The organism is Microbacterium sp. P5_E9, assembly GCF_054049175.1.
In genome coordinates, this window is the sequence record NZ_JBFUMV010000013.1 from 17,104 (window position 1) to 42,712 (window position 25,609).

Annotated in this window: 26 protein-coding genes; 12 read left to right on the plus strand and 14 right to left on the minus strand. The window is 70.2% G+C overall.

All coding sequences use genetic code 11. The annotated features are described in order from the left end of the window. The first annotated feature begins 10 nt into the window (after positions 1-10). Together ACXJ3V_RS14710 and ACXJ3V_RS14715 are read left to right on the plus strand one after the other, a co-directional pair. Complete coding sequence (locus ACXJ3V_RS14710; RefSeq protein ID WP_457101073.1) at positions 11-787, plus strand: class I SAM-dependent methyltransferase; 777 nt, start codon at positions 11-13, stop codon at positions 785-787. 31 nt (positions 788-818) lie between these two features. After that, entirely contained in the window at positions 819-1,562 is a 744-nt protein-coding gene (locus ACXJ3V_RS14715) for a formylglycine-generating enzyme family protein (protein ID WP_457101074.1), read from the plus strand. 19 nt (positions 1,563-1,581) lie between these two features. On the opposite strand, the gene ACXJ3V_RS14720 is transcribed toward ACXJ3V_RS14715, so the two are convergent. Together ACXJ3V_RS14720 and ACXJ3V_RS14725 are read right to left on the minus strand one after the other, a co-directional pair. Continuing rightward, positions 1,582-2,715 (minus strand): Gfo/Idh/MocA family protein, encoded by a 1,134-nt coding sequence (locus ACXJ3V_RS14720; RefSeq protein ID WP_457101075.1) that lies wholly within the window; start codon positions 2,713-2,715, stop codon positions 1,582-1,584. Then, positions 2,715-3,521, minus strand: a complete 807-nt coding sequence (locus tag ACXJ3V_RS14725; protein WP_457101076.1) for a sugar phosphate isomerase/epimerase family protein — start codon at positions 3,519-3,521, stop codon at positions 2,715-2,717. The genes ACXJ3V_RS14720 and ACXJ3V_RS14725 overlap by 1 nt, the downstream gene beginning before the upstream one ends. Positions 3,522-3,623: 102 nt before the next feature. Between ACXJ3V_RS14725 and ACXJ3V_RS14730 the strand changes: the two genes are divergently transcribed. Continuing rightward, a complete protein-coding gene (locus ACXJ3V_RS14730; RefSeq protein WP_457101077.1) occupies positions 3,624-4,229 on the plus strand; it encodes a TetR/AcrR family transcriptional regulator in 606 nt (201 codons plus the stop codon). Between the two features lie 4 nt (positions 4,230-4,233). Here the strand turns inward: ACXJ3V_RS14730 and ACXJ3V_RS14735 are convergent, their stop codons facing one another. After that, positions 4,234-4,548: a hypothetical protein gene (locus ACXJ3V_RS14735; RefSeq protein ID WP_457101078.1), complete on the minus strand. Its 315-nt coding sequence runs from the start codon at positions 4,546-4,548 to the stop codon at positions 4,234-4,236. 151 nt (positions 4,549-4,699) lie between these two features. On the opposite strand from ACXJ3V_RS14735, the gene ACXJ3V_RS14740 reads away from it, so the two are divergent. Genes ACXJ3V_RS14740 through ACXJ3V_RS14755 form a run of 4 tightly spaced genes read left to right on the plus strand, consistent with a single transcriptional unit; the run spans position 4,700 to position 7,083 of the window. After that, complete coding sequence (locus ACXJ3V_RS14740; RefSeq protein ID WP_457101079.1) at positions 4,700-5,107, plus strand: hypothetical protein; 408 nt, start codon at positions 4,700-4,702, stop codon at positions 5,105-5,107. Then, positions 5,104-6,336, plus strand: coding sequence for an NRAMP family divalent metal transporter (locus ACXJ3V_RS14745; RefSeq protein ID WP_457101080.1), 1,233 nt, complete (start codon positions 5,104-5,106; stop codon positions 6,334-6,336). Before ACXJ3V_RS14740 ends, ACXJ3V_RS14745 begins: the two co-directional genes overlap by 4 nt. Then, complete coding sequence (locus tag ACXJ3V_RS14750; RefSeq protein WP_457101081.1) at positions 6,333-6,749, plus strand: hypothetical protein; 417 nt, start codon at positions 6,333-6,335, stop codon at positions 6,747-6,749. The genes ACXJ3V_RS14745 and ACXJ3V_RS14750 overlap by 4 nt, the downstream gene beginning before the upstream one ends. Then, on the plus strand, positions 6,736-7,083 hold the full coding sequence (locus tag ACXJ3V_RS14755) for a PRC-barrel domain-containing protein (protein ID WP_457101082.1): 348 nt from the start codon (positions 6,736-6,738) through the stop codon (positions 7,081-7,083). Before ACXJ3V_RS14750 ends, ACXJ3V_RS14755 begins: the two co-directional genes overlap by 14 nt. 15 nt (positions 7,084-7,098) lie before the next feature. Here the strand turns inward: ACXJ3V_RS14755 and ACXJ3V_RS14760 are convergent, their stop codons facing one another. Continuing rightward, positions 7,099-7,878 carry an LLM class flavin-dependent oxidoreductase gene (locus ACXJ3V_RS14760; RefSeq protein ID WP_457101083.1) on the minus strand — a complete coding sequence of 260 codons (780 nt, stop codon included), beginning with the start codon at positions 7,876-7,878 and terminating at the stop codon, positions 7,099-7,101. 152 nt (positions 7,879-8,030) lie between these two features. Here ACXJ3V_RS14760 and ACXJ3V_RS14765 point away from each other — a divergent pair, with 152 nt between their 5' ends. Beyond that, positions 8,031-8,456, plus strand: coding sequence for a glucose-6-phosphate dehydrogenase (locus tag ACXJ3V_RS14765; RefSeq protein WP_457101084.1), 426 nt, complete (start codon positions 8,031-8,033; stop codon positions 8,454-8,456). Positions 8,457-8,646: 190 nt separating this feature from the next. Beyond that, positions 8,647-10,707 (plus strand): glycosyl hydrolase family 28-related protein, encoded by a 2,061-nt coding sequence (locus tag ACXJ3V_RS14770; protein WP_457101085.1) that lies wholly within the window; start codon positions 8,647-8,649, stop codon positions 10,705-10,707. A 189-nt stretch (positions 10,708-10,896) separates the two neighbouring features. Here ACXJ3V_RS14770 and ACXJ3V_RS14775 read toward each other — a convergent pair whose 3' ends face one another. The 3 genes from ACXJ3V_RS14775 to ACXJ3V_RS14785 all read right to left on the minus strand — a co-directional run bounded on the left by ACXJ3V_RS14775 (position 10,897) and on the right by ACXJ3V_RS14785 (position 13,545). Continuing rightward, entirely contained in the window at positions 10,897-11,580 is a 684-nt protein-coding gene (locus ACXJ3V_RS14775) for an alpha/beta fold hydrolase (RefSeq protein WP_457101086.1), read from the minus strand. Next, the gene (locus ACXJ3V_RS14780; protein ID WP_457101087.1) at positions 11,577-12,236 is read right to left on the minus strand and encodes a PadR family transcriptional regulator; all 660 of its coding nucleotides are present in this window, start codon (positions 12,234-12,236) and stop codon (positions 11,577-11,579) included. The genes ACXJ3V_RS14775 and ACXJ3V_RS14780 overlap by 4 nt, the downstream gene beginning before the upstream one ends. Before the next feature lie 178 nt (positions 12,237-12,414). Continuing rightward, a complete protein-coding gene (locus ACXJ3V_RS14785; protein ID WP_457101088.1) occupies positions 12,415-13,545 on the minus strand; it encodes a PQQ-dependent sugar dehydrogenase in 1,131 nt (376 codons plus the stop codon). A 343-nt stretch (positions 13,546-13,888) separates the two neighbouring features. On the opposite strand from ACXJ3V_RS14785, the gene ACXJ3V_RS14790 reads away from it, so the two are divergent. Together ACXJ3V_RS14790 and ACXJ3V_RS14795 are read left to right on the plus strand one after the other, a co-directional pair. Further along, positions 13,889-15,379 (plus strand): DUF222 domain-containing protein, encoded by a 1,491-nt coding sequence (locus ACXJ3V_RS14790; RefSeq protein WP_457101089.1) that lies wholly within the window; start codon positions 13,889-13,891, stop codon positions 15,377-15,379. Positions 15,380-15,408: 29 nt separating this feature from the next. After that, on the plus strand, positions 15,409-16,671 hold the full coding sequence (locus ACXJ3V_RS14795) for an MFS transporter (protein WP_457101090.1): 1,263 nt from the start codon (positions 15,409-15,411) through the stop codon (positions 16,669-16,671). A 6-nt stretch (positions 16,672-16,677) separates the two neighbouring features. Here the strand turns inward: ACXJ3V_RS14795 and ACXJ3V_RS14800 are convergent, their stop codons facing one another. Genes ACXJ3V_RS14800 through rsmI form a run of 3 tightly spaced genes read right to left on the minus strand, consistent with a single transcriptional unit; the run spans position 16,678 to position 20,009 of the window. Further along, entirely contained in the window at positions 16,678-17,562 is an 885-nt protein-coding gene (locus ACXJ3V_RS14800) for a TatD family hydrolase (RefSeq protein WP_457101091.1), read from the minus strand. Between the two features lie 7 nt (positions 17,563-17,569). Continuing rightward, the gene (gene metG / locus ACXJ3V_RS14805) at positions 17,570-19,141 is read right to left on the minus strand and encodes a methionine--tRNA ligase (RefSeq protein WP_457101092.1); all 1,572 of its coding nucleotides are present in this window, start codon (positions 19,139-19,141) and stop codon (positions 17,570-17,572) included. A 46-nt stretch (positions 19,142-19,187) separates the two neighbouring features. Next, positions 19,188-20,009 (minus strand): 16S rRNA (cytidine(1402)-2'-O)-methyltransferase, encoded by an 822-nt coding sequence (gene rsmI / locus ACXJ3V_RS14810; protein WP_457101093.1) that lies wholly within the window; start codon positions 20,007-20,009, stop codon positions 19,188-19,190. A gap of 23 nt (positions 20,010-20,032) precedes the next feature. On the opposite strand from rsmI, the gene ACXJ3V_RS14815 reads away from it, so the two are divergent. Next, positions 20,033-21,649: a dolichyl-phosphate-mannose--protein mannosyltransferase gene (locus tag ACXJ3V_RS14815; protein WP_457101094.1), complete on the plus strand. Its 1,617-nt coding sequence runs from the start codon at positions 20,033-20,035 to the stop codon at positions 21,647-21,649. Between the two features lie 12 nt (positions 21,650-21,661). On the opposite strand, the gene hemL is transcribed toward ACXJ3V_RS14815, so the two are convergent. The 4 genes from hemL to hemQ are packed head-to-tail and all read right to left on the minus strand — an operon-like array spanning position 21,662 to position 25,606. After that, the gene (gene hemL, locus ACXJ3V_RS14820; RefSeq protein WP_457101095.1) at positions 21,662-23,014 is read right to left on the minus strand and encodes a glutamate-1-semialdehyde 2,1-aminomutase; all 1,353 of its coding nucleotides are present in this window, start codon (positions 23,012-23,014) and stop codon (positions 21,662-21,664) included. Beyond that, positions 23,011-24,006: a porphobilinogen synthase gene (gene hemB / locus ACXJ3V_RS14825; RefSeq protein ID WP_457101096.1), complete on the minus strand. Its 996-nt coding sequence runs from the start codon at positions 24,004-24,006 to the stop codon at positions 23,011-23,013. Before hemB ends, hemL begins: the two co-directional genes overlap by 4 nt. Beyond that, positions 24,006-24,917, minus strand: coding sequence for a hydroxymethylbilane synthase (gene hemC / locus ACXJ3V_RS14830; protein ID WP_457101097.1), 912 nt, complete (start codon positions 24,915-24,917; stop codon positions 24,006-24,008). The genes hemB and hemC overlap by 1 nt, the downstream gene beginning before the upstream one ends. Then, on the minus strand, positions 24,914-25,606 hold the full coding sequence (hemQ, locus tag ACXJ3V_RS14835; RefSeq protein ID WP_457101098.1) for a hydrogen peroxide-dependent heme synthase: 693 nt from the start codon (positions 25,604-25,606) through the stop codon (positions 24,914-24,916). The genes hemC and hemQ overlap by 4 nt, the downstream gene beginning before the upstream one ends. Between the last annotated feature and the right edge of the window lie 3 nt (positions 25,607-25,609).

Below are 25,609 nucleotides of genomic sequence, written 5' to 3' on the forward strand. Positions count from 1 at the left end.
GCCTGAGCCCGTGAGCGAGCGCCCGATCTACCCGACCTGGATCAAGGCATCCCGCATCCGGCTCTTCTGGCTGCTGGCCGGCGCGGTGCTCCTCAGCGCGGTCGCAGCGGCGCTCTTGTGGCTGCCCGCGCTCGCGCTCGCCTTGCTGGCGGTGCCGTTCGCGTACATCGCGCTGGTCATCACGATGTCGTCGCACCGCCTGAGTCCTGCGGGCGACGACCTTCAGGCGAAGATCCACCGGCTGATCATCGACGGGGTCGGCGAGAACGGAAGGCTCCTCGACATCGGCTGCGGCAGTGGTGAGCTCGTCATCACGCTCGCCAAGGCGTCGCCCGACGAGTGCGTCGGACTCGACTTCTGGCCGGCGGAGTGGGGCGACTTCTCACAGGAGCTCGCGGAGCGCAACGCCCGGCTCGAGGGCGTGCCGGGCATCGAGTTCGTCCACGGCACGGCGTCGCAGCTGCCCTTCGCCGAGGCATCCTTCGCCCGCGTCGTGAGCAGCCTCACCTTTCACGAGGTGCGCGATGCGCCGGACAAGACCACGAGTGTCGCCGAAGCCATCCGCGTGGTCGCGCCCGGTGGCCGATTCGCCTTCGTCGACCTGTTCGACGACCCGAGCTTCTACCCCGGGCGCGAGGCGGTGCTCGCAGCGATCCGCATGGCCGGCGGCGAGATCACGTCTGCACGGGCGCTGTCCGAGCTGCTCGCGCTCCGGTGGCCGATGAACACTGGCAAGGTCCTGGGACACGCCGTGCTCGTCACCGGGACGAAGCCGCTCGCGCGCTGAGGGCCCACGCCGGGCATGCCATACTGCCTCGGTGGCGGACATCGAGATGGCGCGGATCCCGGCCGGCACCGTCACGCTGCACGACGCCCGCCGCAAGGCGCGCTGGAGCGTCCGGCTCGAGTCCTTCGAGCTCGGCGTCTACCCGGTCACGCAGGAGCAGCTCGCCGAACTTCTCGGCGAGACGGCGTCACATCCACGCCGCCCCGCGACTGAGGTGAGCTGGCTGCGGGCCATCCGCTTCTGCAACGCGGCCTCGGAATGGGAGGGCCTGGATTCCGCGTACTCGTTCGAGGGCGAGGACGTCACCTGGCACGTCGACTCCGATGGCTACCGGCTGCCCACCGAGGCGGAGTGGGAGTACGCGTGCCGGGCCGGGTCTACGACGCCGCACTACGGCCCGCTCGCCGAAGTCGCCTGGACGAGCGCGGACGGCGTCACCGCCCCGMAGAACGTCGGCGGCCGGCTCCCGAACCTGAACGGCCTGTTCGACACGCTCGGCAACGTGTGGGAGTGGTGCTGGGATCTGCTGGACCCCGCGCGCTACGACGCGTACCGCGTGTTCCGCGGCGGAGGCTTCGCCGACGACGCCTGGAGCGTCCGGGCGTCGACCCGCCGCGGCGGAGCGCCGCGCATGCACCACGAGGACGTCGGCTTCCGGGTCGCGCGCGGCGGCTTCGATACGACGGATGCCGCGCAGGGCTGGTCCGCGGAAGCCGACCGGGAGCGGGCGGCGGTCGATGGCCCGCTGCCGCCGGGGTGGACGCCCCGGCGCTGAGCCATCGACCGCCGGTGCCTCAGAGAGTTGCGGCGAAGGGATCGAAGTCGGCGTCCAGCGACCCGACCTCATCGACCGTGCTCGCGACGGGAGCGAACTGGCGCGCCTGCGCGGACTCCTCGATCGAGAGGAGCGTGTCGAGCACGTGGTAGCCGAAGCGTCCGGTCGCGACGTGCGGACGGTTCGCGCGGATCGACCGGGCCATATCGAGCACGCCGAGACCGCGACCGACCAGGATGCCCTCCTGCGGCACGTCTTCGGTGTCCTGCACGAGCGGCTCGGGCGGGATGATGACCCGGGTCAGCGGCCGCGTGATGAGGAGGTCGCCGCCGAACGTGTTCGGGTCGGGGATGACGAGCGTGCCCTCCGTGCCGGTGATCTCGACGATCCCCTGGCGGAACAGCGGCGAGTCGGTGCTGTACAGGCTCTGCGCCTGACCACCCCCCTCGAACTGCAGGAGCACCGACACGGTCGACGGGATCTCGACCGGGAACTCCTTGCCGGCCTGCGGGCCGACCTGCACCTTGCGGGTTTCGGTGCCCTTCAGTCCGAGGGCTGCCACCGCGGCGACCGGCCCGAAGACGTGGATCAGCGTGGAGACGTAGTACGGGCCCATGTCTAGCAGCGGTCCACCGCCGCGCGCGTAGAGGAAGGACGGGTTCGGGTGGAAGATCTCCGGGCCCTGCCACTGCAGCGTCGTCTGGGCGAACAGCGGTCGCCCGATGTCGCCGCGGGCGATCGCGCGCTTCGCGGTCTGCACGCCGGGGCCGAGCACGGTGTCCGGAGCGACGCCGACACGCAGGCCTGCGGCATCCGCCTTCTCCAGCAGTCCGAGTGAGGATTCGCGGTCGACGCCGATCGGCTTCTCGCTCCACACGTGCTTGCCGGCCGCGATGATCGACTCCGACACCGCGACGTGCGCCGCTGGGATCGTCAGGTTGATGACGATCTCGATGTCGGGATGCCCGAGCACGACGTCGATGCCGCCGGCGGTCGGCACGCCGTATTTGGCGGCCTGCTCGCGGGCGCGGTCCTCGAGCAGATCGCCGATCGCGAGCACGCGCAGGTCGGGGAAGGTCGTCAGGTTCTTCAGGTACTGGTCGCTGATGTTGCCGGCGCCGATGATGCCGACGCCGACCGGCTGGGCCGCCATCAGCGGGCCGCCCGCTCGTCGAGGAAGATCCGGCTGGCTTCGACGGCCTCGAAGATGTCGCCGTTGTAGTGGTCGAACTCGACGATGGCGAATTCGAGAGCGGATGCCGCATCCAGCGCCTCGGCGAGGGGAACCACGCCCTGGCCGGCCGGCACCTGATCGGCCGGCGGGTAGGCCGCGACGGCTTCGGGGTCGAGCGTGCCGTCCTTCACGTGGACGGCGATCACGCGATCGCCCAGCGTGCGCAGCAGGGTGGGGGAGTCGACGCCGGCGCGGGCGACCCAGTAGAGGTCGACCTCGAGCACCACACGGGGATCGAGCAGGCTCGCGAGCAGCTCGAGGCCGGACACGCCATCGAACCGGGCTTCGAGCTCGTGCGCGTGGTTGTGGTAGCCGACGCGGATGCCGTGCGCGACGCCGATCTCGGCCGCGGCGTTGAGGAGCCCGGCGGTGTGCTCGATCTGCTCGACGCTGGTCCAGCGGTCAGGCGCCGTGTACGGGTCGATCACGGTGGTCATGCCGAGCGTCTTCGCCGCGGCGAAGACCTCCTCGGGCGAGGGAACGGGGACGGTGGTGCCGCTGCCGTCCGGCAGGACGAACGACTCCGAGGCGAGGAAGGCGTGCCCGGTGGGCGCGGCAAGCCCGTGTGCGGCGAGGGAGGCAGCCAGCGGTTCGGCGCGCCGCACGAAGTCGTACGGCTCCACCGCGGTGAACCCGCGCGCGGCGATGGCGGCGAGAGTGCCGTCGAGGTCGGCTTCCAGCGCCGCGTTGACGGTGAACAGCTGGACGGATGTCTGAACCGGCATCGGTAGTGCTCCTTCGTGTCGTCGATGACCATGGCGGCATGGCCGCGCACTCACGATAACACAAAACCTCCACGTGGAGGTTTTATTCGATAGGATGCCGGTATGCCCGACGAGAGCCCGAATCCGCCCCCGCCGCGCGGGTCGTACGCGAAAGGCGTCGCCCGTCGGCAGGAGATCCTCGACCGGGCGATCGAGGTGTTCGCGCAGCGCGGGTCGGACCGCACGAGCATGCGGGCGATCGCGAAGGAGGTCGGCGTGACGCACGCCGCGCTCGCGCACTACTTCGGCTCGCTCGAAGAGCTGCTCGTCGAGGTGTATCGCGAGTCCGAGCGTCAGGGCGGCAAGCGACCACCGGCGGACCCGGAGGAGACGCCGGTGGAGATGATGCGGCGGTCCGCCGAGGTCAATCGCGAGGTGGTCGGGCTCGTCCAGCTGTACTCCACGCTGGTGGCGGCCGCCCTCGAAGAGGGCCATCCTGCCGCGCACGAGTTTGCGACGACCAGGTTCGCTCGGCTGCGGCAGGATCTGGCGGCCCGCGTGCGCCTGAATCAGCAGGCCGGCCGCATCCGTGTCGATCTCGACCCTGAGGCGATCGCCGCGCTCGTCATCGCGGCGTCGGACGGACTGCAGACGCAGTGGCTGCTCGACTCGGATGCGCCGCAGGATGCCGCCCTCCTGCTGCTCGAGCAGCTGCTGTCGCGTCCCTAGGAAATCAGTTCGTCTGCTGGCCGCGCTCGGCGGGGTTGTTCGCGAAACGGGTGCCGATCAGTGCTGCGAAACCGCCGCCCACGATGACGCCGACGGTGAGCGCGAGCGGCAGGAACAGTCCATAGGTGGAGGCCCAGTAGCCGATCCAGATTCCGATGACCAGATTGATGCACGCCCACAGCACGTTCTCGGCGGCCGACGCGGGCACGCGCCACGGCACCCGGTGCAGGTACCCCGCGCTCCCGCGCGTGAGGTGCGGGATGGCGTTGGCGATGAAGATGCTCGCCAGCGCGGCGATGAGGTATCCGACGATGATCACCTCCTGATCCTGCCGCACCGCGGGCAATGCTCCCGCCGCATCTCCAGCGGCCGAGCGGTTGTCAAGCCCCTCAGTTGTGTCGAGCCCCGCTACTAGCGTCCGAGTCGGAGGTGCCCGGAGCCATGGACGCAGTGCGAGGGAACGGCAGGCCATGAGGCGCCGCGGCGCGGGGGCGATGCTCCTCGCGGCGAGCCTCGCGCTCGCCGGCTGCTCGTCGGCGCCGATCGACTCGGTCCTGACCTCGGCCGTGGCCGACGCGATCAGTTCGGGTGCCTCGGCTCAGCTCGGACTCGAACTCGACGAGCGGAACCGGATCCTGCCCGGGACGCTCACGGCACTCCTCGGCGACATGGCCGGCAACCTCGCCGACACCGAGCGGCAGCTCGAGCTGCATCAGGCATCGGATGCCGGTGACGCCGAGTATCGCGAAGAGGCGCTGGAAGGGGTCCGGGCCTCGCTCGAGGCCGTGCACGTCGCGGAGAAGGGCGATCACGCCGCCGGACTCGACGCGCTGACGGCATCCGTCGAGGATCTGCGGACGCTGGAGGCCGACGGATGAAGAAGATCTTCGCCCTGGCCCTCGGCATCCTGACCGCGATCGGCGGGTTCGTCGACATCGGCGATCTCGTCACGAACGCGGTGGTCGGCTCGCGCTTCGGATTGGGGCTCGCGTGGGTCGTCGTCATCGGCGTCGCCGGCATCTGCGTGTACGCCGACATGGCCGGGCGGGTCGCGGCGGTCAGCGGACGCGCGACGTTCGAGATCATCCGCGAACGGCTGGGCCCCCGCGTCGGGCTGTCGAATCTCGCGGCGTCGTTCCTCATCAACCTGCTGACGCTCACCGCCGAGATCGGCGGCATCGCGCTCGCGCTGCAGCTCGCCGCGGGAGTGGGCCCGATGCTCTGGATCCCGGTCGCGCTGTTCGGGGTGTGGATCGTGATCTGGCGGACGAAGTTCAGCACGATGGAGAACGTCGCCGGGCTGCTCGGGCTGACGCTGATCGTGTTCGTCGTGGCACTCTTCCTGCTCAAGCCGGATTGGGGCCAGCTCGCCGGCGGTGCCACGCAGCCGTGGGTCGCGGCATCCGACAGCCCTCTCTCGTACTGGTACTTCGCGGTCGCGCTGTTCGGCGCGGCGATGACGCCCTACGAGGTGTTCTTCTTCTCCTCGGGCGCCGTGGAGGAGAAGTGGACGCGCAAGGACCTCGGCACCGAGCGGGCCAACGTGTTCGTCGGCTTCCCCCTCGGCGGCATCCTGTCGCTCGCCATCGCCGGGTGCGCCGCCGTCGTGCTGCTGCCGCAGGCGATCGAGGTGACGAGCCTGTCGCAGGTCGTGCTGCCGGTGGCGCAAGCCGGCGGGCAGCTCGCCCTCGCGTTCGTGATCGTCGGCATCCTCGCCGCGACCTTCGGCGCCGCGCTGGAGACCACACTCTCCAGCGGCTACACGCTCGCGCAGTTCTTCGGGTGGAGCTGGGGCAAGTTCCGCAAGCCGGCGCAGGCCGCGCGCTTCCACGTGGCGATGATCGTGTGCCTGCTGATCGGCGGCGGAGTGCTCGCGACCGGAGTCGATCCGATCACGGTCACCGAGCTCTCGGTGGTCTTCTCCGCGGTCGCGCTGCCGCTCACGTACTTCCCGATCCTCGTGGTCGCCAACGACCCGCAGTACATGGGCGACGACGTCAACGGGCGGATCCGCAACGGACTCGGCATCGGGTTCCTCGTCATCATCCTGGTCGCCGCGCTCGCGGCGATCCCCCTCCTGATCGCCTCCGGAATGGGGTCGTCATGACGCGCGCGACGAAGCCGCAGCATCCGCTCGAGTGGTACCGCGACCCGGACGGGCGCGGCGTGGACGCCCAGCTGCATCTGCTCGACCGGCAGATGATCGACCGGGACGGGGTGCCGGTGAGCACCGTCGACGATGTCGAGCTGGCGGGTGTCGAGCTCGGCGAGCCCGTCGACCACATCGCTCCGCCGACGGTCGCGGCCCTGCTCGTCGGGGCCGCCGTGCTGCCGCGCATCTTCGGCGGGCACATGCCGAGATCCCGCTGGGATCGCATCCCGTGGCAGGACGTCAACCGGCTCGACACGACCGTGGAGCTGAACGTCCGCGCCGATGACCTGGATGCCACGTGGCTCGAGCGCTGGTTCCGCGATGTGGTCATCGCCCGCATTCCCGGAGGCCGCCATGCTCCTGAGTGACCTGCTGGATCGGCCCGTGCACGCGCCCGGCGGGGCCGAGCTCGGCCGTGTGGTCGATGTGCGCTTCCGTCGCGGCGCGCGCCAGGGTCGCCGGGAGGGCGACCTCGAGCTGATCGCCCTCATCGTCAGCCCGCACAGCCGGCTCTCCTACTACGGCTACGAGCGGGGCACGGTGAACGGCCCGGCGGTGATCGCCGCGATCGTGCGCTGGCTGCACCGCGACTCGCACATCGTGCCGTGGGAGTGCGTCGCCCAGGTCGACGACGACGGTGTGGTCCTCGGCGTCACGCCGCCGCGGATTCCGCTCGATCCGAAACGGCCGATCGACGGCTGAGCGTCGACTTCGATCTCAGAGCAGCGCCTTGGCGGCGTCGATGAACCGGAGGCAGTCGTCCAGCCCGTCGGTCGGCGTGATCACCCGCAGCACGACCTCGTCGACCGCCGCACGGTAGCTCGCCAGACGCTCGGCGACCGAGTGCGCGCTCGCGTCGAGGACGGTCTCCGCGGCGACCGCTCCCTGCCGCGCGAAGTTCGCTCCGTAGGAGGGGATCCCCGCGTAGCGTCGCATCTCCGCGTCCATCCGGTCGAGCGCTGACGGGTCGAGCGCCGTGCGCACATAGAGAGCGATATGCGCAGCGGATGCCGCGGCCCGAGCCTGGGCGGCCTGCTCCGCTGCGACATCCGGCCTGAGCCAGCTGAGCAGCACGCCGTCCGACCGCTCGATCGCGAGCTGCCGCATCTTCGGCCCCACCGCGCCGACGACGATCCGCGCGGTGAGCCTGTCGCGAAGCTCGGTCGCGGCGTCGCCGACGAGCTGGAGCGCGCCGACGGTGGCCCCGCCCGCGCCGATGCCGAGCATGAGGCGCTCCTGCGGCAGCCCCAGTTCGGCGACGGTCGCGGCGATCTGGTCGGCGGATCGACGATCGACCGGGATCACTCCGGCCGCGAGGGTCAGGCGCGTCGTGGACCGGGCGGCGGCCGCGAGCACTGCGAGCGAGTCGGCGCCCGGGATGTCGTTCACCCAGATGGCGTGGAAGCCGGCCTCCTCGATGGCGGGGGCCAGCCGGCCGACCAGCTCGGGCCCGATCGCCGCGCCCACCCCGATCGACACCACAGCGCGTTCACTCATCGTCCCAGCATGCACCCACAACGCTGAATCTGGTCTCGGCTCCCAGCCTGGTCGCGTACCGTTGAGATAGACGCAGCTGGCCGCCCGATGCGGCCCCGTCGCCACTACAGCGCAGGGTCCGCTCGACCCGCATCCCCCGCAGGAAGGCCCACATGAAGGTCGCCAAGACAGCCGACTGGCGCGACGGCGTCCCCTTCGATACGCCGATGGTCGCGGCCGACGTCGCCCCGGGCGAGGCGACACGCTGCTTCGTGTGCGGAACCGACTCCGAGCCGCTCGACCGCACCGAACTGTGGGCGGTCAAGCACCAGCATCCGCATCATCACGATGGCTACGTGCGGTTCTACTGCGCCGAGCACACCCCGAAGATCGCGCTCCCTGTTGCGCCGATCATTCCGGTCGCGAAGGCGAGCGCTCGCCGCGCAGCACCGCGCCCGGCGGGTTCGAGCGAACGGCAGGCGCCGGCAGTGCGTCGCAGCCCGGTGACAGACGAGGCGCCGCGCGCGATGTGCCCGAACTGCTTCATCGAGGTCTCCGCCCTCGGTCTCTGCGGAGTGTGCGGCGAGACGGTCGCCTGACCCACGGTCATCCTCGCTGTCTGATCGGGGGACCTCAGCGCGCAAGAGTTGCGAGCGCCTGCGGTTGCATCGCAAGAAATTGACAATATATCGTCAATTCACGACAGGGCATTGAACTTTCCCGTGAGACGCGCCTAGATTGGGCCGCGAGCGGGCAATGCCGCCCGTCCCCTTCGTTCGAAGCGAGTCGATGATGACACGTCCCCGCACGCTGCTCGCGGCTGTTGCCGCGGCATCCCTCACTCTCGGCGTCCTCGCCGCGGCTTCGCCCGCCTTCGCGGTGAAGCCGAGTGCCCCGCCACCCGTCGTCACACGCGCGGCGCTGGATCCGGCCCTGGTCGACGGCCGCGGCGCGGAGGTGCCCTTCCTCGAGCAGGAGGCCGAGAATGCGTCGACCACCGGCACCATCATCGGCCCGAGCCGCGACGCCTACACTCAGGCGGCCGAGGCATCCGGCCGCAAGGCCGTGCGGCTCACGCCCGGGCAATATGTCGAGTTCACGCTTCCCGCGGACGCCAATGCGATCACGGTGCGCTACAGCATTCCGGATGCCGCGAACGGGGGTGGCACGACGGCACCGCTGCTGGTGACTGCGGGCAACAAGAAGAGCACCCTCACGATGACCTCGCAGTACGCCTACCTCTACAACCAGTACCCGTTCAGCAACGATCCGAACGCCGGCCTGCTGCACCCGGACTGGTGGATCACGGAATGCGGGTGCGTGCCGCAGGTCGACCAGCCTGGATTCGTTCCGGACAAGCCGTTCCGTCCGATGAAGTTCTACGACGAGCAGCGGCTGCTGCTGGGCAAGACGTACCACTCCGGTGAGACCGTCCGGCTGACCGCACCCGCTGACGTGCCCTGGACGGTGATCGACCTGATCGACACCGAACTGGTGAGTGGGCCGTACGTCAAGGACGGAGCCGTGAACGTGAACCGGTTCGGGGCCGACCCCACCGGCCGCAAGGACTCGGCTCCGGCCATCGAGAAGGCGATCGCGTTCGCCCAGCAGAAGGGCGCCACCGTCTACGTGCCGGCAGGCATCTTCCGCGTGGACCGCCACATCATCGTCGACGACATCACGATCGAGGGCGCCGGCAGCTGGTACACGACCTTCAAGGGCACCGAGGTCGCGCTGTCCAGCCCGACACCGGACGGCTCGTGGCACACGGGGGTCGGCTTCTACGGAAAGGATGCCGCGACCGGCGGCAGTCGCAACGTGCACCTGTCTGGCTTCGCGATCGAGGGCGACGTGCGCGAGCGCATCGACACAGACCAGGTCAACGGCATCGGCGGCGCGTTCAGCGACTCGAGCTTCAGCGGTCTGCACATCCAGCACACCAAGGTCGGCATCTGGCTCGACGGTCCGATGAGCAATGTGACGATCGAGGGGAACGTCATCGTCGATCAGATCGCCGACGGCGTGAACTTCCACATCGGCGTCACCGACTCGACCGTGCGGGGCAACTTCCTCCGCAGCACCGGCGACGACGCGCTCGCCGCGTGGGCCGAGGCCAAGCCCGGCCTCCCGACCAACGCCCGCAACGTGTTCGATCACAACACGGTGCAGACGCCGACGCTCGCCAACGGCATCGCGATCTACGGCGGCACCGACACGACGGTGTCGAACAACCTGGTCGCGGACACGATCCGCGAGGGCAGCGCCCTGCACGCCGGCTCGCGGTTCGGGGCGAACCCGTTCGCCGGCTCGCTGACGTTCTCGAACAACACCACGGTCCGCGCCGGCACGTTCGAGTTGAACTGGCACATCGGTCTCGGCTCGATCTGGTTCTACGTGCTCGATCAGTCGATCGACGCGAATATCCAGGTCGTGGGAGACCACTACCTCGACAGCACCTACAACGCGATCATGCTCGTGGCGGACTGGCCGGTGAAGGACCTGTACTCCCTGACGGGACTGCACTTCAAGGACATCCAGGTCGACGGGGCCGGGACCTCGGTGGTCAGCGCCCGCGTCGCCGGCGATGCGACGTTCGAGAACGTGGACGCCCGCAACATCGGATGGGCAGGCGTGAACAACTGCGGCACGTTCACGTGGGACTGGGTGAACGGATCGACCTTCTCGTACCAGAACCTGGGCGGCAACGACGGGGCGACGCTGCTCACTCCGTGGAACGACGGCCCGGCCAACTGGCTGAGCCGTTACCAGCCGAACATCATCTCGTGCAACGACCAGCCGCCGGTCGTGGCACCCCCGGCGCCGTCCACGTGGGTGCAGCCGGTCGGCTGACCGGTCGGATTCGATTGATTCGAGCGGATGCCGGATCCCGCGCTGCGGCGCGGGGTCCGGCATCCGTCGTTCTGCGTGTTCGCCGCCGTACCATTCGGCCGGCTATCCGCGAGAAACCATATCCGCGACGAGACACACGGCGCCGCATGATTCTTCGGCGGGAATGTGGTTTCTCGGGTTGGGAGCGGGTCAGGAGCTTGCGGCTGCGGCCTGGGCGACGAGGGCGCCGGCGACCAGGTCGGCCCCGGCACCCGTCAGCAGCAGGCTGTAGTGGTTGAGCTCGGGAGCGCTCACGACGACGAGCTGCGGCATCTCGGCGACGGACTGGGCGACGACCGCATCGCCGAAGAGGGGCGTCGGCTCGTTCATCAGGTTGTGACCGGCACGCACCAGGGTGACCGGGCACGTGATCTCGGAGAGCCGGCGGAGGTCGGTGTTGACGAGCTGGTCGCGTCCGTCCGCGACGACCGCGGCCACGGACACGACGGAGCGGAACTCCGGTGCCTCACCGGTCAGGTCCGCGTCGACGTACGCCTCGATGTACGGATTCCACACGTCGCGGAGCGCGGGGTGCTCGTGCCAGAACGCCCGGTAGGCGTCGCGCGATTCGAAGGTCATGCGCAGGCGCGCGAGGGCGGGGCCGAGGATCGCCGCGACCGCCGCATCCGGATCGGCGAGCAGGGCCTCGGGAACGGCGAGCGGGAGTCCGCCATCGGCGAGGACGAGCCGCTCGACGCGATCCGGGTGCGCTACCGCGAGCTGCACGGCGACGTAGCCGCCCATCGACTCGCCGAGCACGATCGCCCTCGGCACGCCGAGGTCGCCGCGGTCGACGGGAACCTGCAGATCCGTCGGAGCGATGCGGCTGATCATGGCGTCTCATCTTCGGCGGGCGAATCCGCGGCCTTCGCGGCCACACTGGGCGCGAGCATCTCGGCCACCTGGGCAACGTTGTCGGTCGCGGGAGTCACCGTGTCGGGCCAGGACGCGATCTGCTCGAGCGACCAGTCCACCCACTCGATGATGTGGTCGTAGTGGCCGATCATGTAGCGATTGGCGAGCGCGAACAGGTGCTGGCGCTCCGGGAACGTTCCGCCGGTGGATGCGATGAAGGCGGCATGGTCGGCGAACAAGGCGCGCGCGGCGACCGATTGGCGGCGCATGGTCTGCAGGTTGGCGCGGAGATCTTCGATCGATCCTTCGTCGGCGAGCAGCACCCGGATCATGCCCTCGAACTCGAGTGCGGGGGGTCGGGCCTCCGTCGACAGCCAGAGCGCGAGCGCTTCGCGGCCCTCCGTGGTGATCGAGTAGATGGTGCGCGTGCGTCTGCCGGAAGGCTCCGCCCGCGCCGTGACAAGGCCCTCCTCGAGCAGCTGCTTCGGCGTGATGTAGCGCTGCCGGGCCGCGCGTGGCCAGAGGTGGTCCACGCCTCGCCCGACCTGCTCCGCGAGCTGGTAGGCCGACCAGTCCCGGGAGGTCAGCAGCCCGAGGGTGAGGTACGCGGAGGTCGTGAGCTGGCGATCGGTCATGGGTGCTCCCCTCAGCTCCACAGACTTCGAGCCTACGTGCGCGGCGCCGAACCCAGTGCCTATACTGAGATCCGGTTACTGCATTGCGCAGTAGTCGGGGGGACCAACGCATGCGTCGCCCGACCAGACAGATGTGGGGATCCCTGGTCGGACGGCGCATGCGTCTTGACTCGGCGGGTCACGTTCCGAGCGCCACACGGAGGATGCGGTCGTCCTCCGGCCCCGGAGAGCCGCGTCCGTCGGTGTTGTTCGTGATGAACCACAGATCGCCGTCAGGTCCCAGGGCCACATCGCGGAGCCGCCCGAACTCGTGCAGGTAGTAGTCGGTGTGCTGCGAGGGGTCGGCCGTCGGGACGGCGCGGAGCACTTCGCCGCGCAGATTCGCGATGAAGATCGTGTCGCCGACGATCGCCATGCCACTCGGGCTCGCGGCATCCGGAGTCCACTGCTGCACCGGATCGATGAACTCCGCGCCGCCGCCCATGCCCTCGACGACGGGCCAGCCGTAGTTCTCGCCGGGCTCGATGATGTTGAGCTCATCCCAGGTGTCCTGGCCGAACTCGGTCGCGAACATCGTGCCGTCCGCGGCCCACGCGAGTCCCTGCACATTGCGATGGCCGTAGCTCCACACCGGCGAATCGGGGAACGGATTGTCACCAGGGATGCCGCCCTCCGGCGTGAGCCGCAGGATCTTGCCGCCGAGATCGTCGAGGTCCTGGGCGCGATCGCCCTGGGCTGCGTCTCCGACACCGACGTACAGCATCCCGTCGGGGCCGAACGCGAGGCGCCCGCCGTTGTGGTTGCCGGCGACGGGCAGAGAGTCGATGATGACCTCGGGGTCGCCGAGCGCGAACGAGCCGGGCGAGCCCTCCAGGTCGTAGCGCTCGATGCGGTTGTCGGTCGGCGTGCTGAAGTAGACGTACAGCCCGCCGTCGGGCCCCACTGCGAGCCCGAGGAGCCCGCCTTCACCTCGGCCGTCGGCATCCGCGATCACGCCGACCCGGTGCACCCCACCGTCGTCCGCGATCTCGACGATGCGCCCCGAGTCTCGCTCGCTCACGAGTGCCGTGCCCTCGGCGAAGACGACCGACCACGGCACCTCCAGTCCCGTCGCGAAGCTCTGCGGCTCGCCCTGCGGAACGACCGCTGCCGCCGCGGGACTCGAGCCGGCCGAGGGGGGAGTCGCCGTGGGTTCTGGCGCGGCCGCGGTGCATCCGGCGGCGGCGAAGACGACGCCCAGCGCGAGGGCGAGCCCGGCGTGACGCCGAAGCACGCGCCGCGCGTTCTCGGTTTTCGAGTCGCGACTCACCACTCCAGCGTGCGCCATCCCGTCGCCGTGCGCCATCCCGGCGCGGCCGGCGTCGGTGAGCGCTGGGAAGGTGGCGCGAGTGACCGACCGCCTGCGCGCATGCGACCACCTTCTTGGGATGGTCTTGTCCGAGTTCGGGGAGGGCATCCACCCGGCAAATCCCACTCCTATCCGTCGTGCGTGCGATCGGAGGTATGGCGGTGGCGATCGCGGTGTTCTCCCTCATGCGCTCCGCGAGGGCCTAACCTCCGGCCGGGGTTCCGTTATGCATTCGTTACCCTTCTCCGGGTGGAATCAGCTCGAACACTCGTTCGAATGTCGGTGGTCGCTGAGAGCATGTGGCATGGCGTTCTTCTCAGACATCGAGCAGCACATCGCGATGTTGCGCGGCGCGCTGGGCGAAGACACTTCGGCCGACGCTCTCCCGGTGAAGATCAACGAGCTCGACGACGCGACGGTCGTGAGACTGATCGGCGCCGCATCCCGGCTCATCCGCGCCGCCGAGAAGGTGCGGATCACGGCCTCCGGGGTCGTCGCCGCCCGCTCGACGCGAGATGCGGGCCATAACGGGCTTGCGCAGGTCCGCGGCCACCGCTCCCCCGTCGCGTTGATTCAAGACCTCACGGGCGCAACGCACGCCGATGCGGTGAAGCATGTGCGGCTCGGCGAGTCGCTGCTGGAGTCGGTGGGCATCGGTGCCGCCGGAGCGTCGACGGATGCYSCGTCAGCCGGTGCGCCCACCGACGTGCCGGYGMCGTGGCACGCGCCGCTCGGCCGCGCGCTCCTCCAYGGGACGATCAGCTCCGCRCAGCACGATGTGATCCTCCGCGGCCTCGGCGAACCGCCGGCCGTTGACGACACGGCGGCCGCGGAGCACATCGTTGAGGTGTGGTCGTTGGCGGCGGAGCAGCTTGCCGTCGAGGCCTCCGAGCGGACGGTCGAAGAACTGGCCCGCGCGGCCCGCACCATCCGCGACCAGCTCGACCCAGAAGGTGCCGAGCGCCGCTTCGACGAGCGGTTCGAGCGGCGGTCGTTCCGACTGTGGACCGACGCCGACGGTGTCCGCCATGGTGCCATCGTCTTCGACGACCTGGGTGGCACGTGGCTGCAGACCATCCTCGACAGCGCACTCCGTCCCCGGCGCGGTGGCCCACGGTTCGTCGATCCGACGGAGAAGTCCCGCGCCGAGGAGCTCGTGGCCGATCCGCGCACAAACGATCAGCTTGCGTACGACCTGTTCCTCGACGTGATGCGCTCGGGAGCCCTGGCCGACTCGGCGACGGTCTTCGGAACGAAGCAGGCAGGCGTGCGGGTGCTCGTCACGGAGGCAGCGCGAGCGTCGGAGGCGAACGGCCGGGCCGCGGTGGGGCTCACCGAAGACGACCAGACCGCCGTGCCGGCGTGGCTGATCGCACAGCAGGCCTGCGAGGTCGGCACTATCGAGTGCACGATCGATCGGGACGGAAACCCGCTCTACCTAGGACGAGAGCAGCGCCTGTTCTCCGCGAAACAGCGCCTGACCCTCGCGATCCGCGACGGCGGATGCCGATGGCGCGGGTGCGATCGACCGCCCTCGTATTGCGAAGCACATCATCTCGACCCTTACAGCGAGGGTGGATGCACCGATATCGACCGGGGCATCATGCTCTGTCGTTATCACCACATGCAGCTGCACCACGGCGCCTGGTGGATCACGCGCGACGGTCTGGGAGAGTTCGTCCTGCATCCTCCGCAGGGGCAGGGCGAATCGATCGTCCTCACACCGCGCCTCCCGCTCCGATATGCCTGGGCAGATGTCGATCCGCCCCCGCTCCGATTTCGGCGAGCGGCGTGACATCGCGCCTCGACGCTTAGGATCGAGGGATGCCCTCGATCGGTGAAGTCGTCGCACCCCGACGCCTGGGAACCGATTTCCGCTGGCTCATGGCGTCCTCGTGGACGACCAACCTCGGCGACGGCATCGCCCTGTCGGCGGCGCCCCTGCTGATCGCATCGCTCACTTCGTCGCCCCTGCTGGTCGCGTCGGGGGCCATGATGCAGTTCCTCCCGTGGCTGCTCTTCGGACTGCTCGCCGGCTCTGTCGCCGACCACCATGACCGCCGCCGGCTCGTGATGCTGGCAGACGGCTCCCGCGTCGTGATCGTGGGAGCCCTCGTCGTCTTCCTCGTCACCGGACACGCGACAGTCTGGATCGTCCTGGCGACGACGTTCCTGTACGGCACCGCCGAAGTGTTCGCCGACACGGCGAGCAGCACGCTGCTGCCGATGATGGTGCGCCCGGCCGACTTGGGCATCGGCAACGCCCGCCTGCAGGCCGGCTACCTGGTCGGCAATCAGCTCGCCGGACCGGCGCTCGGGGCGATCCTCTTCTCGGTCGGGTCGTTCTGGCCGTTCTCCGTGCAGATCATCTGCGTCGCGCTCGGGGTCGTCCTCATCTCTCGGATCGCACGCACGCCGATCCCGCCACGCGCGGATGCCGAGTCCGGCGTCAAGACGCATCCGATCCGCGAGGGCCTGCGGTGGCTGCGCGGCAACCCACCCGTGCGCACGCTCGTGCTCATCATCTTCGTGTTCAACGTGACGTGGGCGGCGCCGTGGAGCGTCCTCGTCCTGTACACGACCGAGTACCTCCACATGGGCGCGATCGGCTACGGCGCCATGACGACCGTGTCGGCCATCGGCGGACTCATCGCGATCGCGAGCTTCGGCTGGCTCGAGAAGCACGTGTCGTTCGCGACGCTCATGCGCGTGTGCCTGTCGCTCGAGGTGCTCATGCACCTCTCGTTCGCGCTCACCACCTCGCCCGCGGTCGCGTTCGTCGTCATCTTCGTGTTCGGCGCCTACGCGTTCGTCTGGGGCACGATCTCGACGACGGTGCGCCAGCGCCTCGTGCCGCTGGAACTGCAGGGACGCATCGCCTCGGTGAACATGGTCGGCGTCTTCGGCGGATTGGTGATCGGCCAGCTGCTCGGCGGCCTCATCGCCGAAGCGTGGGGCCTGACCGCGCCCTGGTGGTTCGCCTTCGCGGGCTCCGCGATCACCCTGCTGCTCGTGTGGCGCACGATCTCGAACATCGCGGCGGCTCCCCCCGTCGTCGGCGTGACGGGACCGATCGACCTGCCCTGATGCGGCTCAGTCCTCGAACGCGCCGTAGACCTCGACCGTGTTAGCGGCCAGCTGCGCACACAGCTCGTCGACGTCGACGCCCAGCTCGGCCGCGATGAACCGCACCGTGACCGGGATCAGGTACGGCGCGTTGGGCCGCCCGCGGTGCGGAGTCGGCGTGAGGAACGGGGCATCCGTCTCCACCAGGATCCGCTCGCGCGGCGTCACCGCCAGCGCATCGCGCAGGTTCTGGGCGTTCTTGAACGTCACGTTCCCCGCGAACGACAGGTAGTACCCGGCGTCGGCGGCGACACGCGCCATCGCCTCGTCTCCCGAGAAGCAGTGGAACACCGTGCGCTCCGGCGTGCCCACCCGCTCCAGCGTCGAAAGCACGGCGTCATGGGCATCGCGGTCGTGGATCTGCATCGCGAGGCCGTGCTTCTTGGCGAGCGCGATGTGCGCCTCGAAGCTCTCGAACTGCGCGGGGAGGCCGTCCGCCTCGGTGCGGAAGAAGTCCAGCCCGGTCTCGCCGATCGCCCGCACTCGGGGCTGCGCGGCGAGCTCGTCGATCACCGCGATCGCCTCATCGAGCCGGCCGGCCGCCGCGTACGCAGGCGCTTCATTCGGGTGGATCGCGACTGCCGCGAGGACGCGGGGATGGGATGCCGCGGCCTCCGCCGACCACCGGCTCGACTCGATGTCGCCGCCGGCCTGCACGACGCCGATCACCCCGACGGCCGCCGCCCGCTCGAGCTGGTCGGCGAGGGTCAGCGGCTCGTCGCCGTCGGAGATCTCGAGGTGCGTGTGGTTGTCGTACACCGGCACCGCGAGCGGCTCCGGCGCGGCGGGCCAGCGCACGTCCCGCTTCCCGTCGTTGTAGCGCTCCCGGACGTAGCCGCTCGGGTCGGTCATCGCCGAGCTAGACCGACTGCTCGACGCGCGGGAAGAGCGGCGCGAGCGCGTTCACGGTCGTCCCGGGGCGCAGCACGCCCCAGGCCCCGGCCTCGCGGATCGGCTGGTCGACGAGGCGCCCGAGCGAATCAGCGGCGCCCAGGGCGATCCACAGCTTCTCGGTCGCGATCGGCGTCACCGGCGACAGCAGCACGGCAAGCGCCCGCAGGCCCTCGGCCGCCGTGTACAGCACCGTGCCGAGGCGCGCGCGCTGCGCGTCGTCCTTCGCCAGCGCCCACGGCTCGTTCTCCGTGATGTACAGGTTCAGCGCGTCGACGATCGTCCAGATCGACGTGATCGCCTCGTCGATGCGGAAGCGCTCGATCGCGGCGTCGGCCGCGGCCGCGGCATCCGCCACCGTCTGCTGGATCGCCAGATCCGCCTCGGTGTACTCGTCGGCCTCAGGGAGCACGCCTTCGAAGTAGCGCTCGATCATCGCCGTCGTACGCGAGGCGAGGTTGCCGAAGCCGTTCGCGAGCTCCGCCTGGTAGCGCGCGGAGAGGTCTTCCCACGAGAACGAGCCGTCCTGCCCGAACGCGATCGCGGAGAGGAAGTAGAACCGGTAGGCGTCCGACCCGAACACGTCGGTGATCTCGGTGGGCGCGATGCCGGTGAGCTTCGACTTGGACATCTTCTCGCCGCCGACGAGCAGCCAGCCGTGCGCGAAGACGCCGCGCGGCACCTCGACGCCCGCTGCCATCAGCATCGCGGGCCAGATCACGGCGTGGAAGCGCAGGATGTCCTTGCCGACCACGTGATAGGCCGGCCAGCGGCGCGCGAACTCCTCCGGGTCGGAGCCGTAGCCCACCGCCGAGGCGTAGTTGAGCAGTGCGTCGACCCACACGTAGATGACGTGCGACGGGTCCCAGGGCACCTCGATGCCCCAGTCGAACGTGGAGCGCGAGATCGACAGGTCCTTGAGGCCCTGCTTGACGAACGAGACGACCTCGTTGCGGGCGGACTCGGGCCGGATGAAATCGGTCTTGTACAGCTCGAGCAGCTGGTCCTGGAACTCGCTCAGCTTGAAGAAGTAGTTCTTCTCCTGGAGCAGCTCGAGGGGCTTCGAGTGGATCGCGCAGACCTTGAGGCCCTCGAAGGGCCCCTCGCCGTCGACGATCTCGGACTCGGTCTTGAACTCCTCGCAGCCGACGCAGTACAGCGCCTCGAACTCGCCCGCATAGATGTAGCCCCGGTCGTAGATCGCCTGCACGAACTTCTGCACGCGCTCCTCGTGCCTGCTCTGCGTCGTGCGGATGAAGTCGTCATTGGCGACGTCGAGCGTCTTCAGCAGCGGGAACCACGCCTCGCCGACCAGCCGGTCGACCCATTCCTGCGGGGTCGCGCCGTTGGCCGCGGCGGCCCGCAGCATCTTCTGGCCGTGCTCGTCGGTGCCGGTCAGCATCCAGGTGTCGTCGCCGGCCTGGCGGTGCCAGCGCGCGAGGGTGTCCACCGCCACGGTCGTATAGCCGTGGCCGATGTGGGGCACGTCGCTCGGATAGTAGATCGGCGTCGTGATGTAGAAGGATCGGCCGGTGCTCACCCGAAGATTCTAGTTTGGACGGATGCCGTCACCCGCCGTGTGACGGTCAGCCCTTCCGTGCTGCCAGCGCGGCCTGATACAGCTCGCGCGACGAGTGCCCTGTCTGCGCCGCCACCTCGGTGGCGGCATCCTTCAGTCGCGTGCCGGCGGTCACGAGCGTCAGCACCTGCGTGACCGCGTCCCGGAAGACGACGTCGACGGCGACCGCTCCCCCGACAACGACCACGACTTCGCCGCGGACGCCCGGGGCTGCCCACTCCGCGAGTTCGGCGAGCGTTCCGCGGGCAACCTCCTCATGCAGCTTGGTCAGCTCGCGGCAGACGGCGGCGGGTCGGTCGGTGCCGAAGGCGGCGCCCATGTCGACGAGGGATGCCGCGACCCGGGCAGGCGACTCGAAGAACACCATCGTGCGGGGCTCCCGGGCAAGGGCGGCGAGGGCGCCGCGGCGCTCGCCTGACTTGCGCGGGAGGAACCCCTCGAACGTGAAGCGGTCGGTGGGCAGCCCCGCGACCGCGAGCGCGGTGAGCACCGCACTCGGCCCAGGGATGACCGTGACGGTGACCCCCGCCTTCGCGGCGGCGGCGACGAGCCCATAGCCCGGGTCGCTGACCGTCGGCATTCCGGCATCCGACAGCACCAGCAGGTCCTGGTCGCGAGCGAGTTCGACGAGCTCCGCCGCGCGCTGCTTCTCGTTGTGGTCGTGCAGAGCCAGCAGCCGTGGGCGGTTCGCGATCCCCAACGCCGCAAGGAGGCGAATGGTCGTGCGGGTGTCCTCGGATGCCACCACCCGCGCGGTCTCGAGGGCCTCGACGAGTCGCCGCGAAGCGTCCCCGAGATTGCCGATGGGCGTCGCGGCCAGGATGATCACGAGCCCAGCCTAGGCTTGTCGCCGTGACCGTCACCTCCGAGGAGCCGACCGTGGAGCCACCGGTGGAGCCGCTGGTGCCCGAGCCGCGGCCCACCTTCTATGAGCGCTGGCGCGGCCGCCTCGACACCGATCCTCGCGTCGAGCGCCTGTGGCGCTGGCTCGCGCCGACGATCGTCGTCGTACTCGGGGCGATCCTGCGACTCTGGGACCTCGCACACCCGCACACGCTGGTCTTCGATGAGACCTATTACGTGAAGGATGCCTGGAGCCAGTGGAACCTCGGCTACCCGGCGACCTGGCCGGAGAACGCCGACGAGCGCTTCGCCGCCGGCGAGACCGACATCTTCACGACGACCGGCAGCTACGTCGTGCACCCGCCGCTCGGCAAGTGGATCATCGGCGCCGGCATGGCGATCTTCGGTGCGGACTCGTCGTTCGGCTGGCGCATCGCGGTGGCGCTGTTCGGCACCGCGACGATCCTCGTGCTGTATTTCGTGGCCCGCCGGCTGGGCGGATCGATCGTGTTCGCCTCCGTCGCGGCGCTCTTCTTCGCGGTCGACGGACTCGGGATCGTGCTCGGCCGTGTGGGCCTGCTGGATGGCATCCTCACCTTCTTCGTGATGCTCGGGTTCTGGTTCGTGCTGCTCGACCGACAGCGCCATCACGAGCGGCTGGCCGCCGCAATCGCGGCGCGCACGGCGGACGGCAGAGGCCCCGACTGGGGACCGGTCTTCTGGAATCGCCCATGGCTCATCGCGGCGGGTGCCGCGTTCGGCGCCGCGACCGCGGTGAAGTGGTCCGGCCTCTTCGTCATCGCGGCGGTCGGGATCTACCTCGTGGTGGACGACGCGCTGACCCGGCGCAAGGCCGGCGTCTGGTACTGGCCGGCCGATGCGACACTCCGCCAGGGTCTCGCGAGTTTCGTCCTCTACGTCCCGATCGCGTTCGTCGTGTACCTCGCGTCGTGGACCGGCTGGCTCGTCACCGACGGCGGGTACGACCGGCACTCCGCAGATGACTCGCCGGCAACCGGACTGTGGTCATGGGTGCCGCTGCCGCTGCAGAGCCTGTGGATCTATCACAAGGCCATCTACGCCTCGAATGTAGGACTGACCTCGCCGCACAGCTATGCCAGCCCCGCGTGGCAGTGGCCGCTCATGCTCCGCCCGACCTCGATGTACTACCAGGGCTCGGCGACCGGAGAGAACGGCTGCTCCGCGGTCGGAAACGGGTGCGCCGAGAACATCTCGAGCATCTCGAATCCGCTGCTGTGGTGGGCTGCGGTCATCGCGGTCCTGTATCTCGTCTGGCGCTGCTTCGTCCGCCGCAACGCCGGCGACTGGCTCGTGCTGACCGGCGTCATCGCCACCTACGTCCCGTGGCTGCTCTACCCCGACCGGACGATCTTCCAGTTCTATACGATCGTCATCCTGCCGTTCATGATCCTCGCGCTGACCGCCGCACTGCGGGACCTCGCACAGCTGCGCACCCGAAGGCAATTCCCGCTCGGACGCTGGTGCGCGGGCGTGTTCATCGTCGCCGTGCTTCTCGTCTCCGCCTGGTACTACCCCGTGTGGACCGCGATGCCGGTGACCTACGACTTCTGGCACCTGCACTTCCAGCGCGACGGCTGGGTGTAGCCCGGGCCCCTTTCAGGCCGGGCGTGCGGCCGCTGCCGCGCGCGCGGCGGCGGGAAGCGCGTCGAGGATCCGCGCGATGGCGGCCTCGTCGTGCGCCGCGGTGAGGAACCACGCCTCGAACACGCTCGGCGGAAGCGAGACGCCAGCGTCGAGCATCGCGTGGAAGAACGGCGGATAGCGCCACGCGTCCTGCGCCCGGGCGTCGTCGTAGTCGCGCACCGGGTCCGCCCGGAACGCGACCGAGAACAGGCTCCCGGCCCGCGAGATCGTATGAGCCACGCCTGCCGCTTCGAGGGCCGCATGCAGGGCATCCGCGACGGCGTCGGCCGCGGCATCCACCCGCGCGTACACCGCGTCGTCGGCGAGCCGAAGCGTCGCCAGCCCCGCGGCGACCGCGAGCGGATTGCCGCTCAGGGTGCCGGCCTGGTACACCGGGCCGAGCGGGGCGAGCAGGTCGAGCAGCCGTGCGGGGCCGCCGAGGCCCGCGAGCGGCATGCCGCCGCCAATGACCTTGCCGAACGTCACGAGATCGGGCACCCACGCCTCGCCGGCGGCCTGCTCGAGCCCCCACCAGCCGGCGGGGCCCACCCGGAAGCCGGTCAGCACCTCGTCGAGGATGAGCAGTGCGCCATGGGCGTGCGCCTCGTCGACGAGGAAGCGGTTGAAGCCCGGCTCGGGGGTCAGCACGCCGGCGTTCGCGCCGGCCGCCTCGGTGATGATCGCCGCGATCCGACCGGGATGCGCGGCGAAGGCGGCGCGCACGGCGTCACGATCGTTGTACGGCAGCACCAGGGTGAGCCCGGCGATCGCCGCGGGCACGCCGGCCGAGCCCGGCAGGCCGAGGGTCGCGATGCCGGAGCCGGACTCGGCGAGCAGGCCATCGGAATGCCCGTGGTAGTGGCCGGCGAACTTGACGATCAGGTCCCGGCCGGTGGCGCCGCGCGCGAGCCGGATCGCGGTCATGGTGGCCTCGGTGCCGGTCGAGACGAGTCGTAGCTTTTCGATCATCGGCGTGCCGCCGGCGACCAGTCGGCCGATAACGAGCTCGGCCAGTTCGGTCTCACCCGGGGTCGATGCGCCGAAGGACAGTCCGCGGGATGCCGCGTCCCGCACCGCGTCGACGACGCCAGGGTGCGCGTGCCCGAGCAGGGCAGGTCCCCACGAGGCGACGAGATCGACGTAGTCGCGGCCGGCGACATCGGTCACTGTCGCGCCCTGCGCGGAGACGATGGAAAGCGGGGTGCCGCCCACCGAGCCGAAGGCCCGCACCGGGGAGTTCACCCCGCCGGGGATCACCGCGCGGGCGCGGGCCGCGGCATCCGTGTTCGAGGCAGCGTTCGAGGCAGCGTTCGAGACGGCGCTCATGCGCGGCTCCACCGCTCTGCGGCCTCGATCGCCCAGTAGGTGAGCACCGCGTCGGCGCCCGCGCGGACGATGCCGGTGAGGGATTCGTCGATCGCCCGTTCCCGGTCGATCCAGCCGTGTGCGGCGGCCGCCTCGATCATCGAGTACTCGCCGCTCACCTGGTACGCCCAGACCGGCACGGGCGAGGACGCTGCGGTGTCGGCGAGCACGTCGAGGTACGACATCGCCGGCTTCACCATCACGATGTCGGCGCCTTCGGCCACGTCGAGCGCGACTTCGCGCAGGCCCTCGCGGCGGTTCGCGGGATCGAGCTGATACGTGCGGCGGTCGCCCTCGAGCGAGGACTGCACGGCGTCGCGGAACGGGCCGTAGAACGCCGAGGCGTACTTGGCTGCGTAGCCGAGGAGGGCGACATCGCTGCGACCGGCCTCGTCGAGGACGGCGCGCACCGCGGCGACCTGGCCGTCCATCATGCCGGACAGTCCGAGCAGCGCCGAGCCGGCGTCGGCCTGCGCGAGCGCCATCTCGCGGTAGCGCGCCAGGGTCGCGTCGTTGTCGACCCGGCCCTGCGCATCGAGGACCCCGCAGTGCCCGTGGTCGGTGAATTCGTCCAGGCAGAGATCGGTCGCAACGACCAGCGCGTCGCCGACTTCGGCCACGGCGGCCCGCGTCGCCACGTTCAGGATGCCGTCGGGATCGGTGGCCCCTGAACCCACCGCGTCCTTGTGCTCGGGCACGCCGAACAGCATGACGCCGCCGATTCCGGCCGCCGCGGCGCGCCCGAGCTCGGCGCGGAACGAGTCGAGACTGTGCTGCACGACCCCCGGCATCGAGCCGATCGGCAGGGACTCGGCGGCACTCTCGCGGATGAACAGCGGGAGGATCAGCTGCGCCGGCTGCACCCGGGTCTCCTGCGCCAGGCGGCGCCAGGCCGGGGTGGCGCGCAGGCGCCGGGGTCGCGCGGCCGGGAATGTCGCGTCGGGAGAGGTCATCACGGGTCCTGTCGGGGGTTCAGGGGTGCGAGGTCGGCAGCGCCGAGGCTCAGCAGCTCATCGGCGACGCGAGCGGAGATGTCGGCCGCGGCATCCGCGTCCACCGCCATCGCGTGCGAGCTCGTGACGAACGCGCCGCCGTCAGGTCGGTAGACGCGGGCGCTCAGGAACAGCAGGCCGTCCTCGACGAACGCGTGCGCGCCGATCGGCGCGGCGCAGCCGGCCTCGAGGCGCGCGAGTACGCCGCGCTCGGCCTCGACGGCCAGCCGGGTGTCGGCGTGGTTGAGGCGCGCGACGAGGCGCTCATCGCCTGACCGGGTCTCGATGGCGAGCGCGCCCTGCGCGGGCGCCGTCGGCCAGTCCTCCAGCGGCAGCAGCTCATTGGCGGCGTCGAGACGCCCGATCCGGTCCAGCCCGGCGGCGGCCAGCACGACCGCATCGAGAGCGCGAGCGGGGTCGGCCGTCGCGAGTCGGTCCAACCGGGAATCGATGTTCCCGCGGATGTCGACGAGTGCGACATCGGGGCGCAGAGCCGCGAGCTGCGCGCGGCGGCGCGGTGACCCGGTGCCGACGCGGGCGCCGGCCGGAAGCCCCGCGAGGTCGGATCCGTCGCGGGTGCACAGCGCGTCCCGCGCGTCGGCGCGCTCGGGCACCGCGGCGATGGCGAGGCCTGGGGCCGGGTCCGTCGGAAGGTCCTTGAAGGAGTGGACCACGGCATCCACCTCCCCCGCCAGCAGGGCGTCGCGCAGCGCGGTGGCGAAGACGCCGGTGCCGCCGAGCGAAGCCAGCGACGCACTCGAGGTGTCGCCCTCCGACACGATCAGCACGAGCTCCGCGCCGAGGAGCTCGGCCACCGCGCCCGCCTGTGCGCGGGCCAGGGTGCTCGCCCTGGTGCCGATGCGCAACGTCAAAGCAGGTCCGCGAGCTCGGCGGCCTCGATCAGGCGACCGGTGAAGAACGGCACCTCTTCGCGCACATGGCGGCGCGCTTCGGTGGCGCGCAGGTGCCGCATCAGGTCGACGAGGTCGATCGGGTCGTCCGCCTCGAGGGCGAGCAGCCATTCGTAGTCGCCGAGCGCGAAGCTCGCGACCGTGTTGCTCTGCACCTGCGGGTATTCGCGGCCCTTGCGGCCATGGTCGGCGAGCATCGCGCCGCGCTCGGCCGCCGGAAGGACGTACCACTCGTAGCTGCGGACGAACGGGTACACCGTGACCCAGCCCTTCGGCGGCAGGCCGCGGGCGTACGCCGGCGCGTGGTCGCGGCTGAACTCCGCGTCGCGGTGCACGCCCATCGCGTTCCAGGTGGGCAGCAGGGGGCTGATCTCACGGGTGCGACGCAGGGTGCGCAGCGCCGCCTGCAGCTCGTCGGCCGATCCTCCGACCAGCCAGATGAGCAGATCGGCGTCGGCACGCAGTCCGGAGACGTCGTAGAGTCCCCGCACGGTCTCGCCAAGCGACTCGACGGCCTCCGCTGCGGTGGGCGCCTTCGGGCTCACCGGCTTCGCGTGCGGGTCGCGCCGCAGCACCGCCCAGAGGGCATAGTGGCGTGCGCCTCCCTCGACGGGAGGGTCGGATGCCTGGTCCTGGGTGTGTTCGGTCACCTG